The organism is Paenibacillus sp. RC334 (assembly GCF_030034735.1).
Taxonomy (GTDB): Bacteria; Bacillota; Bacilli; order Paenibacillales; family Paenibacillaceae; genus Paenibacillus; species Paenibacillus terrae_A.
The window spans coordinates 1,918,626-1,931,132 of sequence record NZ_CP125370.1; the positions used below are offsets into that span (position 1 = coordinate 1,918,626).

General features: G+C 48.9%; 9 protein-coding genes and 1 pseudogene. 7 read left to right on the plus strand and 3 right to left on the minus strand.

The genetic code is table 11. From position 1 onward, the window contains the following. Window positions 1–88 precede the first annotated feature (88 nt). A complete protein-coding gene (locus tag QMK20_RS09055; protein WP_283655454.1) occupies window positions 89–2,098 on the minus strand; it encodes an LTA synthase family protein in 2,010 nt (669 codons plus the stop codon). A 239-nt stretch (window positions 2,099–2,337) separates the two neighbouring features. Then, a complete protein-coding gene (locus tag QMK20_RS09060; protein ID WP_283655455.1) occupies window positions 2,338–3,498 on the minus strand; it encodes a THUMP domain-containing class I SAM-dependent RNA methyltransferase in 1,161 nt (386 codons plus the stop codon). A gap of 157 nt (window positions 3,499–3,655) precedes the next feature. On the opposite strand from QMK20_RS09060, the gene QMK20_RS09065 reads away from it, so the two are divergent. Then, window positions 3,656–4,300 (plus strand): O-methyltransferase, encoded by a 645-nt coding sequence (locus tag QMK20_RS09065; protein WP_283655456.1) that lies wholly within the window; start codon window positions 3,656–3,658, stop codon window positions 4,298–4,300. Window positions 4,301–4,424: 124 nt separating this feature from the next. Here QMK20_RS09065 and QMK20_RS09070 read toward each other — a convergent pair whose 3' ends face one another. Continuing rightward, window positions 4,425–5,645 (minus strand): MFS transporter, encoded by a 1,221-nt coding sequence (locus QMK20_RS09070; protein WP_044646322.1) that lies wholly within the window; start codon window positions 5,643–5,645, stop codon window positions 4,425–4,427. Window positions 5,646–5,875: 230 nt separating this feature from the next. Between QMK20_RS09070 and hemE the strand changes: the two genes are divergently transcribed. The 6 genes and pseudogenes from hemE (at window position 5,876) to QMK20_RS09100 (ending at window position 12,499) form a co-directional block, all read left to right on the plus strand. After that, window positions 5,876–6,922, plus strand: coding sequence for a uroporphyrinogen decarboxylase (gene hemE / locus QMK20_RS09075; RefSeq protein ID WP_283655457.1), 1,047 nt, complete (start codon window positions 5,876–5,878; stop codon window positions 6,920–6,922). A 31-nt stretch (window positions 6,923–6,953) separates the two neighbouring features. Further along, on the plus strand, window positions 6,954–7,895 hold the full coding sequence (gene hemH, locus QMK20_RS09080) for a ferrochelatase (protein WP_283655458.1): 942 nt from the start codon (window positions 6,954–6,956) through the stop codon (window positions 7,893–7,895). A gap of 7 nt (window positions 7,896–7,902) precedes the next feature. After that, a complete protein-coding gene (gene hemG, locus QMK20_RS09085) occupies window positions 7,903–9,348 on the plus strand; it encodes a protoporphyrinogen oxidase (RefSeq protein ID WP_283655459.1) in 1,446 nt (481 codons plus the stop codon). 156 nt (window positions 9,349–9,504) lie between these two features. Next, window positions 9,505–10,993, plus strand: a pseudogene (locus QMK20_RS09090) (CapA family protein). A gap of 74 nt (window positions 10,994–11,067) precedes the next feature. Then, entirely contained in the window at window positions 11,068–11,841 is a 774-nt protein-coding gene (locus tag QMK20_RS09095; protein WP_283655460.1) for a glycerophosphodiester phosphodiesterase, read from the plus strand. Between the two features lie 34 nt (window positions 11,842–11,875). Then, window positions 11,876–12,499, plus strand: coding sequence for a fumarylacetoacetate hydrolase family protein (locus QMK20_RS09100; RefSeq protein WP_283655461.1), 624 nt, complete (start codon window positions 11,876–11,878; stop codon window positions 12,497–12,499). The last annotated feature ends 8 nt before the right edge of the window (window positions 12,500–12,507 follow it).

Genomic DNA, 12,507 nt, shown 5'->3' on the forward strand with positions numbered 1-12,507 from the left:
TATTGCTGCTCGATCGGGCTTTTCTTGTTGGTATTATCTTTCCGGGAATCTGGGAAGAGTGCTGTGTAAGCAACCTTCCTCAGAAAATTTAATTGGATGTCGAAGGAGTCGCAGTGACTTCTTTGATTTCCGGTTCCCATTGGCGAATGAGATCATATGTGATCACCTGATCGGAAATGTTCAACCGATTGAGAGCTTCAGTATACCCCGGTCCGCAGGCGTTCACATCCGTAGGCTGGCCTGTGGTGAGGTTGTAACAAGTTCCTTTGGAGAACGTGCCATCCTCAGATGGAATGTAGTACACACGACCATCAGTGAAAGCGCCACTGCGCAGCACGACCATACGAGGCTTTTCGCTGAACAGATCATTACCCATAAAGTAATACGGTTTCGTTGAAATGCCAAGCAGATGCATCACCGAAGGTGTCAGATCAAGCTGTCCTGCCGGTTCAGTGTAAGTTCCCGCGCGGCTTCCACCGGGAAGATGCACTAGCAGTGGCACCTGGTTCATGATTTTTTGCATGTCGAGATCTGTGAGTGGTTTACCCAGAAATTTCTCATACAGTGCCTTATCTTTAATAGAATTGTCGTGATCCCCGTAGAACATGAGGATCGTATTATCCCACAATCCGTCTTTCTTCATCTGATCGACCAGCTCGCCTAGTGCTTCGTCCACATAATGGACGGATTTCAGATAGTCTCCGAACATGGTCCCTTCAAACTCACCAACGTCCAGATCCACGGCGTCTGGTGGCAGATTGTACGGGTGGTGGCTCGAAATTCCGACCATATAGGCGTAGAACGGCTGTTTTACTTCAGTGGTGAGATCATTGAGCGTTTGACGGAAGAAGGATTTGTCTCCCAGTGACCAGCCGAGTGGCTCATCTATCTCAAAATCCTTTTTACTGTAGAACTTGTCATAGTTCATTGCCTTATACATTGTATAGCGATTCCAGAAGCTGCTGTCGTATACGTGAAATGCATTAGGGCTGTAGCCAGTATCTTTTAGAATAGAAGGCAACGTATCGAATTTATGGTCCGCATAACGGATGAATACCGAGCCTGTAGGGAGCGGATGCAGAGAAGCATGTGTAGAGAAATCCGCGTCCGAAGTACGGCCCTGCGCAGTCTGGTGATAATAATTGTTAAAATACATGCTTTCCTTCGTCAGCTTGTCAAAGTTAGGCGTAATGGCCTGACCGTTGATTTTTTTGCCGATGAAAAAGTTCATATACGCTTCAGCTTGAATGACCATCACATTTTTGCCTTTATACTTGCCGGATAGGTCATTTTTCACTTGGAGCAGCTTTTGATGCTGATTAAACCATTCCTTATCCTTATCGGACTCCGCCTGAGCCAGCGTAGGCTGGGATCCCAGATGATCCTGACTATAGCGGTAAATGTCGTACCCGTGAAATCCGATCAGCCCGGTTACATTGTACAGGGCCATCGACCACCAGTTACCGACGAATATGCCGGTTGCCCACGTGGACGTATAATATTTAATCGGTCCAAAGGTAAAAATGTAGCCGATCAGGAAGGCCAGCGCTCCTTTGGAGAAGCGAAGCAAAAAGCTTTTGGTGAATGAGCGGCGGGACGTTTTGAAGTAAGGATCACTTGTTACATACCGACGCCGTAAGGAAGCCATGAACATCACATACGGAATGAACAGTATCCAGTCTGCAAAAAAGAAAAGATCCCACCAGTACATCAGAGATGCGATACTTCCACCCAAGGAATCAACTTGTCCAGCTTGAAGCAAGACGGGGATCGTAATGAAATCCTGAAAATACCGATAATAAACCATGTCAGAATAAATGAGAGCGGTAAGCAAAATATCGAGCACTACAAGAGCGACCAAACGTCCGCGCCTTGACAGCCATAGGGTCCAAAAACTCACAAGCAGGAGCGAACCGATAGCGATGACATAATCCAGCGGATTCATGTCAATATTTTGGGCATGCAGGTTATGGTGGATCAGAACGAGCTTGCCAATCATAAGTACAAAAAACAGACCAAACCCAAAATATCGGGACAGCAGCATTCTGCTGAACATGTTTCCAGTGCGATTTGCACCGGCCGTGCGAATAACCAACACTTTACCCCCTTCGGCATAAATGTTCGGCTAGTATAAACTACATATTAACGTAATGTTAAAACCGAAATCGCCTTTAATTATTATAGCGCTCATCCCGCGCATTTCAATGATTAAGTAAAGAAAATACAGCATTTTCCTTCCAGTACAGCAGGGGAAAGCCACATTTTTATCCTATGAACAGCACAAATCAGGCCAGGAGGCGAACGGATGGTTCGCTTCCTGGCCTGGGCATCATCTATTTAAGACTGCAACGGCGGAGTATCTTTGCGGCGCGGCGGTAGAGGGCCCAGATACTGATAGTATTGGCATTCGATCCGGCCATTAAACAGCTTGCGTCTCTTATCGGCTTTACGGCCCCAATAGTGCTCGAATTGCTTGGTGGAGCTGATAGCAAAGAAGGACCATGTCTTCATTTCCGCTGCCGTGCGTGCGAGTGAACGGATCAGCTTTTCCACCTCGGATTGCTCGCTCAATCTCTCACCATAGGGTGGATTGGTAATCATCACACCATATTGGCCTTCAAGTCTGACTTTCGTTACAGGCATTACCTTTAGGGAGATATCTTTAGCGAAGCCTGCCGACTTTACAGCTGCCTCTGCGACTTCGATGGCACCCGGGTCAATATCGCTGCCTGCAATCTCGAAAGGAATGTCATCGCGGGTCAAATCCATCGCTTCGTCACGAGCTTGATCCCAAAGCTCGCGACCAATGACAGGCCAGTCCTCCGAGTTAAAGGTACGTCTCAATCCCGGGGCAATATTCCATGCCTGCATTGCTGCTTCTACCAGCAGAGTACCGGAACCGCAGCACGGGTCATAGAATGGTCGATCCGGGGTCCAGCGGCTAAGCTGAATAAGAGCCGAAGCCATCGTCTCTTTGAGCGGTGCCTCCGTTACGAGCTTGCGGTAGCCGCGCTTGTGCAGCCCCGGACCCGTCGTATCGAGCGTTAGCAATGCACGGTCATTTAAGAGAATGACCTCTATAACATAACGAGGGCCGTTCTCCTCAAACCAATCCGTGTGATAGGTTTCCTTGAGCTTTTCCACAATCGCCTTCTTGACGATTCCCTGACTGGCTGGTACGCTACTAAGCTGTGATTTGTGCGAACGTCCCTCTACAGGAAATTCACCATCCAAAGGAATCCAATCCTGCCATGGCAAAGCTTTGGTGCCCTCAAACAGCTCATCGAAGGTGGTTGCGGCAAATTCACCCATTTTAATAAGAACGCGGTCTGATGTGCGCAGCCACAGGTTACACCGGCATATATCCATATAATCACCGGAAAAAACGACGCGGCCATTCTCGACGGTCAGGTCCTCATATCCGAGTTCTCTGAGCTCCCGAGCCACGACGGCTTCAAGTCCCATCGGCGCAGTTGCAATTAGTTGCAGTTGAGTCATTAAACGTATTCACTCCGTCCCCATAATCATATAAGCTTGTTTCAATCCCTATAGTATAGGTCATTGTACACGAAGAGACAAATAATTAAGGCAAATAATTTACGAAGGACATCGCTTTCAACCTGCGTTATGATAAAGCGAGAAGGAGAGATGAAACGTGGAAATTACACCCAATATGACGCCTGAACAATATGTAGACCAACTGGTACAGGAGGATGAAGCGCTCCGCGGCATCAGGGAGGCCATTGTTGGAGAGGGAATGCCTGAGGTATCGGTGGCTCATCCTTACGGGAAGCTGCTTACCTTTCTGATTGAGGCATCCGGCGCGCAGCAGGTACTGGAGATTGGCGCATTAGGCGGATACAGCGGATTATGTCTGGCCCGTGGGCTGGGAGAAAAGGGACGCATTGTGTCATTGGAGCTGAAAGAAGCGTATGCGGCACTGGCACATAGACATATGGAGGAAAACGGCTACGGTGACCGTGTCGAATATCGTCTCGGACCTGCAGCGGACAGCCTGAAGGAGCTTCAGGAAGAGGGGAGGACCTTCGATTTTTTCTTCATCGATGCCGATAAGGAAAATTACCCGGTGTATCTGGAATATGCGATTGCTCTGGCGAATCCAGGAGCCATTATTGCGGGAGATAACTGTTTCCTTCGCGGACGGACGCTTAATACCGACAAGAACGGCCCTGCCGTACAGGCTGTGAGACGCTTTAACGAAACGATAGCTACGGACCCACGGCTGGTTAGTACGCTTTTGCCAGCCTATGACGGATTGGCATTGGCACGAGTAAAATAGGTTGTAATACTACTTATATAGCTATACAAAAAGTAGCTATACAAAAAAGAACCTCCTTGTCCACAAAATTGTGGATCGGAGGTTCTTGTCTGTTCTGGAAGGTTGCCCTTACGAGAGGGCTATTTTACCTGAAATCAGGTGCTGGCTTACGATCGTAGAGCTTCATACGTACCCAGAATATGTTGACGATCAGCAGGACACCTGACATGATGAATAGTCCTTCGATGCCGATAAATCCGGACAGCACCCCGCCAATGACAGCGCCCAGCATATTACCAAGCGACAGCGAGCTGGTATTGAAGCCGAACGAACGGCTTTCCATGCCTTCCGGTGTATACGTGCGAATCAGCGCGTTTACGCTCGGCAGCAGACCGCCCATAAATATACCCATGAAAAAACGAATCGTGACGAGCTGCCACACCTGATTGACAAAAGCCTGTGGAATGAGCATAAGTGCTGTTCCGAGCAGAGCGAGGGTCAAAATGCGGTGTGCCCCGATCTTGTCACTCAATCTTCCAAGCAGCGGCGCAGCGACCATATTGGATACGCCGGTAATGGCTGTAACAAAGCCAGCAATGAGCGCAATTCCTTCTGCCGACCCATACAGCTTTTGCACATATAACGGCAACAAAGATACCGTACTGATCATGGCAAACTGGAGCAGGAACGTTACGGTAAACAGAGCCGGAAGCTGGGGCGTATGGCTTAGCTCCTTTAATCCGGCAAGAACCGAAATTTGCGGTATTCGTGCAGCTTCGGCTTTGCTGAAATCTTCCTTAACCAGAAACATTGCGATGAGAGAGGCTACAAGAATAAGAGCGCCTGTAATGTAAAAGATCGGTCTGAATCCAACCCAGTCAGCCAAAAAACCGCCCATCAGAGGGCCGAGAATCGTACCCGCCATCTGACCGGATTGCATAATCCCCATAGCGAAACCGGTCCGTTCTTTGGGTGTGGTACCCGACACCAGAGAAATCGAAGCCGGATTGAAACCCGAAATCGTACCGTTCAGCAGACGAAGCGCCAACAGTTGCCACGGATGGGTGACCAAACCCATGCAGCCGATCACCAGAGCCATACCGAAACCCGAGCGGAGTAGCATTGCTTTGCGTCCATATCGGTCAGCCAGCTTGCCCCATAGAGGCTGGAACATAAATGAAGTCAAAAAGTTTGCGGCAAAAATAACTCCGGCCCACAGCCCGATATCATGTTCTCCCTTCACATGAAGGTCTTGAGCCAGATAGAGGGCGAGGAATGGAGTAATCATCGTAATACCCGCATTGACCAGAAACTGACCGAACCAAAGCACAATGAGATTGACTTTCCACGTCTCCCACGTTTTCAATGTGCTTTCACTTCCTTTCTGTCATTTCTTGCTGATGCAAAACTACTTATCCTAAGTAGAACTTCCCGGAGCTTTAAAAAAGCCATTTCTCTAGTATAGCACACTTCATTGAAACTTTATCCAAATGTCATGGGTTTGTCATGAATTGTCTGCCAGTGGCGGTTGTTACGACTCTTGAAAAAGGGCATAATAAAACACAGTAGTTACGATTCGAACTGGAGGCTGAAGTCATGACCTACAACGATACCTTTATCCGCGCTTGCCGCAAGCAGGCTGTGGATCATATTCCCGTATGGTACATGCGGCAGGCCGGAAGGTATGATCCTGAATATCGCAAAATTAAAGAGAAATACACGTTGCTTGAAATTTGTCGTCAGCCCGAGCTGGCCGCAGAAGTGACCTTAATGCCCGTGCGCAAGCTCGGGGTGGACGCTGCTATTTTATATTCTGATATTATGAATCCGGTGGCCTCGCTGGGGGTTGATTTTGATATTGTCAAAAATATTGGTCCGGTTATTGATAATCCGATTCGTACTGCGGCGGATGTGGACAAGCTGCGCCCGATTGATGTAGAACGAGATCTGGGTCATATTTTGGAAACGATCCGTATTTTGGACCGTGAGCTGGAGGTACCGCTGATTACGTTCGCCGGAGCTCCTTTTACAATTGCTAGTTATTTAATAGAAGGCAGACCGTCCAAGGGATATATCCGCACTAAGGCCATGATGTACGGAGAGCCTGAATTATGGCGTCGGCTGATGGACAAGCTTGGAGACATGGTTATTACATACGTGCGTGCCCATATCGCTAACGGCGGCAAGGCATTTCAACTGTTTGACAGCTGGGTAGGGGCGCTTTCGCCTCATGATTTCCAAACGTTTGTGCTGCCGACGATTACACGTATTTTCCATGAGCTGTCCGATCTGGACGTACCGAAAATTTATTTTCCAGGTGTAAGCTCCGGTGAGTTGCTTCCGCTGCTGGGCGGGGTAAAAGCCGATGTGATCGGACTGGACTGGCGGGTGAGTATACCTGAAGGACGCCGTCGTTTGGGGAATGCTTTTGGTGTGCAGGGAAATCTGGATCCTTACGTGCTCACAGCGCCGATACATGTAATTAAACAGTACGCGAAAACGATTGTGGATGAAGGAATTTTGGAGCCGGGATATATTTTTAATCTGGGTCACGGTTTATTTCCAGAAGCTTCGTTAGATAAGCTGAGAGAGCTTACAGAGTATGTGCACGAGTATTCCCGTTCCGTTTTGACAAAGAAGTAATCAATCCAAAATGTTAAGAGGTGATGTGCTGATGAAAACCAAAGTGGGTGTACTGGTTATGTCCTACGGGACACCGGAAAGTTTGGATCAGGTGGAAGCCTATTATACGCATATTCGTCGTGGTAACGCTCCTTCCCCGGAGCAATTGAAAGAATTAAAGGACCGTTATGAAGCCATTTTGGGCGGTGTATTTCCGCTACGTCAAAATACGGATCGTCAGGTTCACAATCTGCAAGAAACCTTAAATCGGGAAAATCGTAACCCGGATATTGAATTTGTCTGCTATCAGGGACTCAAACATGCCAAGCCGTTCATCGAGGATGGTGTGGAGGCTATGGTGCAAGATGGTATCCGTACAGCGGTAGGTATCGTGCTGGCTCCGCATTATTCCGTAATGAGTGTAGGCACTTATATCAAGCGCGCACAGGCCAAGGCACAGGAACTGGAGCTGGCTATATCGTTTGTGGAAAGCTATCATCTTCATCCAAAGCTGATCAAGACGTTGACCGAACGTGTGAATGCAAAGCTGGCGCTTTTCGAAGAGGCAGGGGCGAATCGGGACGAGGTACGTGTATTGTTCAGTGCGCACAGCTTGCCTGAGCGGATTTTGGCGATGGGTGACCCTTATGTAGAACAATTGATGGCTACTTCGCAAGCAATTGCGGATAAGGCAGGAATCACCAACTGGCAGTTTACGTGGCAGAGTGCAGGTCGCACAGCAGAGCCTTGGCTCGGTCCTGACATCCTGGATACCATGCATAGTCTCAAGGAAGAGCAGGTTGAATATGTGCTGACTGCGCCAGTCGGCTTCGTTTCCGATCATCTAGAGGTACTGTACGATCTGGATATTGAGGCGCAGGCTTTAGCGAAGGAACTGGATATGCGTTTCCAGCGGATTGATTCGCTTAACAGTGATCCATTGTACATGGAGACGCTTAGCGATGTCATCATAGACCAATGGAAAAAGGGATGAGGACATTATGGAGCAAAAACTACGCAATATTGTGATTGTAGGCGGAGGATTGACCGGACTGAGCGCAGCTTTTTATACACGTAAAATGTACAAAGAAGCAGGCTACACACCACGGATTACGCTGGTGGAGAAGGCCCCGGTGCTGGGCGGGAAAATCGAAACGTTGCATAAAGACGGGTTTGTGATTGAAAAAGGGCCGGATTCCTTTCTGGCCCGTAAAACGGCTATGATCGACCTGGCAAAAGAGCTGGAGCTGGATCATGAGCTGGTAAGCACGAATCCTGAGGCGAAAAAAACATACATTTTGCATGAAGGTCAGCTTCATCCGATGCCCCCCGGTCTGGTACTGGGAATTCCGACGGAGCTGCAACCATTTCTGCGAAGCGGGCTCATCTCTTTGGGCGGCAAGCTGCGGGCCATGATGGACTTTGTTATTCCGCCTCGGCGCATACCCGGTGATGAAGCCTTGGGTGATTTTATCGAACGCCGATTGGGCAAAGAAGTGCTGGAAAATGTAACCGAGCCGCTGCTGGCTGGCATATATGCTGCCAATATGAAGACGCTGAGCTTGCAGGCGACCTTCCCGCAATTTGCTGAAGTAGAGCAGCAATATGGAAGCCTCATTCACGGGATGATGACCGGAAGAAAGCCAGCCGAGACGCATACAGGCACGAAAAAAAGTGCTTTCCTGACCTTCCGACAAGGACTGCAAAGTTTGGTACATGCGTTACTGAATGACTTGCATGACTGTGATTTGCGTATAGGCGTTGCTGTTACAGAGTTCACAAAGACAGCAGACGGTGAAGGAAGCATCTACCATGTTGTACTGGATAATGGGGAGACGTTGGAGGCGGACGATCTATTTATCACGACTCCGAATTTTGCCGCTGCGCCGTTGTTGCGGGGACATGTAAAGGTGGCGGCACTGGAAGCCGTTAATTACGTGTCCGTGGCGAATGTGGTCATGGCCTTTCATAAAAAAGACATCGAGAATGTCTTTGATGGTTCCGGTTTTCTGGTTCCTCGTAAAGAGGGACGCAGTGTGACGGCCTGTACGTGGACGTCCGCCAAGTGGCTGCATACCAGTCCGGACGATAAAGTACTGCTGCGCTGTTATGTGGGGCGTGCTGGAGCCGAAGAAACGGTAGAGCTACCCGATGATGAACTGACTGCGCTGGTACGTAAGGATTTGCAGGACATGATGGGCGTTACGGCGACTCCACTATTTACGGAAATTACCCGTCTTCGCCACTCCATGCCGCAATATCCGGTAGGACACCCGCAGGCTATCGCCGATCTGCGGGAAGAACTGCGTACAACGATGCCGGGAGTGTATGTTCTGGGTGCCGGCTATGATGCTATCGGCTTGCCGGATTGTATCCGTCAGGCCAAGGAATGGGCCTCTGTCGCCGTCCAAGCTGCGGAACGGGAAGCGGTCGAGGTACAGGTATAATTAAATGAATGGAGCAACTTGAATAACGAACCCTTCGCAATCCCAAGCGAGGGGTTCTATTTATACCGAAATTTGATATATAATGGAGAAGGTGTCAAAAGCGCCGGATCATTTTAGGAAAGTAATGCATATGCAACAGCATAGAAGGAGTGAAGAATGTACCCTCCCAGATCACAGAAAAATGAAGGTCGAAAGAAAGCAAGGAAGCGAAAAATAGGCAAGGCCTGGATCATTACGAATCTTGTCCTGCTGCTTATGATCGTAGGTCTTTTTGGATATTATTACATATTTGAACACAGGGAGAGTAGCTCTCTTGCGGAAAACGCCGGACTATTGCAACAGGAGAACAAGGCCAAAACGGATTCTGCGGGTGGAGGACAGTCTTCTAGCCCGATAAGAGAGAACGTTACAGCCGTTTCAAATGAACAAATGGACGATAGCTCCAATGGAGGCGAGCAAGCTGATGACGATAAAACGGAGCATTCTTCTGATACTGCTACAGATACAGACAGCCGCCCCGTGACAACGTCTGACACAAATATTCCCGAAGGCAACTCGTCAGAATCAGGAGTATCTTCAGAGAACGCAGGGCAATCACCGGACAGCTCTTCAAATAAGGGGGCATCGAACAGCGAGAATTCTGCTGACCCCAACGAATCGGAGCAGGGAAAGAACGTGGCATCGGATGGAACAGCTTCACCGACAGTCACGCTCCATTTTGTAGGGGATGTGCAGTTTTCCGGTAAGGTTGAGCAGCGGTTGGAAAAGAACGGATTTGATTTTCCATATCAATATCTTGGAAATCTGTTTCGCAAGGACGATCTGACGATAGCCAATCTGGAAACGCCGGTTACAACCGGGGGCGTGGGTGCGCTGAATAAAACGTATGTGTATAAGTCTTCTCCCAAGGCGTTGACTGCGTTGGCTGCGGCAGGAATAGACGCTGTAAATTTGGCCCAACAATCATATTTTGGATCAGGGCACAGACGGATTACTGGATACGCTGAAATATTTGAAAGAAAATGATATAGCGTATACCGGAGCCGGGCGTAATGCAAAAGAAGCGTATGCTCCGCACTATTTTGAACGTAAAGGTATTAAAATTGCGTTGTTGGGAGCCACACGGGTTATGCCCGAGGCCAACTGGAATGCAGGCGCCAAACAGCCCGGTGTTGCAGGAGCCTACGATTCGACCGCGATCGTGAAATCGATTCGTGAGGCGCGCAAGCAGGCTGATTTGGTTATTATTATTGCCCATTGGGGCAAGGAGCGCGTGAATGTATTGGAGCCTCATCAAACCGAGCTATCGCATGCTTTTGTTGATGCAGGGGCAGATCTTGTAATTGGAGGTCACCCGCACGTGTTACAGGGGATGGAGCAGTATAAAGGCAAATGGATTGCTTACAGCACAGGCAATTTTATTTTTTCTAAATCTACAGTACCAGCCACCTGGGATACAGCGATATTTCAGGCAACTTGTACCCGGGCTGGGGCTTGCAGGATGAAGCTGACTCCTTACCGGGCGGAGCTGGGGCAACCAGTTCCAATGAAGGATGCGGAGGCCGGCAAAATTTTGCAAGGAGTAGCGGCGATGTCACCGGCTAATGTTTCTGTAGGCGCAGACGGTTCAGTAACCGCCCGATAGTTGTCGAAGGAAATCTTTTACACGAGGCTGGTCTGTATTGAGGCTACCACTTGTGGATGGAGGTCATAACCGGAATGGATCATTTGTGCGTGGCTCACCGTGGTTTTTCGGGAATTGCTCCCGAGAACACGTTGGCGGCCTTTAAGCTTGCGATCGATCAGCTGTTTGTGCGCTGGATTGAGCTGGATGTACAACTGTCGAAGGACGGCGTTCCGGTGGTCATCCATGATTTCACGTTGGAGCGCACGACTAACGGCACAGGTCGAGTGAAGGATACGGACTGGAAAGAGCTGAAACGTCTGGATGCTGGTGGCTGGAAAAGCGCGGAATATCAAGGAGAAAGGATTCCTACTCTCGCACAAGTGCTAGATCTGTGTCGTGGCCGCGTATCGCTCAATATTGAGCTAAAAACCGCAGGGGATATGTATCCGGGGCTGGAGAAGGCGGTACTCCGTGAAATTGTGGCGCGGGATATGGAGAATGAAGTGGTATTGACCTCTTTTGAGCGTTCCGCTTTACGTCGGGCCAAAGAGCTGGCTCCAGGTATCCGTACCGGGCTGATTATTGATGCTCGTCCGGATGATCTGGCAAAGCAGTTGGAAGGGCTGCAATGCTCTTTTCTATCCATGGGCTACCCGCGTTTGGACCGAAAGCTGATGAAAGACTTGACCGGACGCGGTATCACTGTCATGGCGTGGACAGTGGATGACCGTAGCATTATGCGAAGATTGGCCTCATTACATCCTGAATTGATGATTTGTACCAATTGGCCGGATCGCTGGGAGCAGGTTTTTTTGCATTTCAAGCACCGGATGTGGCACTATATACGTAATCTATTTATTAAATAATTGGACTATATACGCGGGAAGGGTGACGGTCGTAATGAACGTAGAAATTCGTAATGTCTACTGTGTCGGGCGCAATTATAAGCTGCATGCCGAGGAACTGGGAAATGAGGTTCCTACAGAACCGATGATTTTTTTAAAGCCTTCCCATGCGGTAGTACCGCTGGATGGTGCAACACTGGAGCTTCCTAAAGATCAAGGAGACATTCATTATGAGACAGAGCTGGTCGTGGCGGTAGGCCGTAATTACGAACCGGGTATGTCTGCGGAAACGATTCTGAGTGCATTTGCCTTTGGTATTGATTTTACCCTGCGTGATGTACAAAGCGTTCTCAAGAAAAAGGGTCACCCATGGACGGCGGCTAAAGGTTTCAAATTTTCTGCTCCCGTTACACCGTTCTTGCCTTTAGAGAAACTGGACACGCTGGAGCAGCAGGATTTTTCATTGCTCAAAAATGGGCAGGAAGTACAGCGTGGCCATATCAAGGATATGATTTTTTCCATCGAGCATATCATTGATTACATAGCGACCCATTATGGACTGGGTGAAGGCGATATTATTTTTACAGGCACTCCGGCAGGTGTAGGGCCTGCAACGAGTGGAGATCGCTTCGAGCTATTTTGGGGAACTGACCATCAAGGAAGCTGCACAATTGGTTAAGTTAATTC

Coding starts and splice junctions, on each gene's coding strand:
- hemH (WP_283655458.1), top strand. CDS start 6,954: ATGAAAACCAAAGTGGGTGTACTGGTTATGTCCTACGGGACACCGGAA.
- QMK20_RS09060 (WP_283655455.1), bottom strand. CDS start 3,498: ATGACTCAACTGCAACTAATTGCAACTGCGCCGATGGGACTTGAAGCC.
- QMK20_RS09100 (WP_283655461.1), top strand. CDS start 11,876: ATGAACGTAGAAATTCGTAATGTCTACTGTGTCGGGCGCAATTATAAG.
- QMK20_RS09095 (WP_283655460.1), top strand. CDS start 11,068: ATGGATCATTTGTGCGTGGCTCACCGTGGTTTTTCGGGAATTGCTCCC.
- hemG (WP_283655459.1), top strand. CDS start 7,903: ATGGAGCAAAAACTACGCAATATTGTGATTGTAGGCGGAGGATTGACC.
- hemE (WP_283655457.1), top strand. CDS start 5,876: ATGACCTACAACGATACCTTTATCCGCGCTTGCCGCAAGCAGGCTGTG.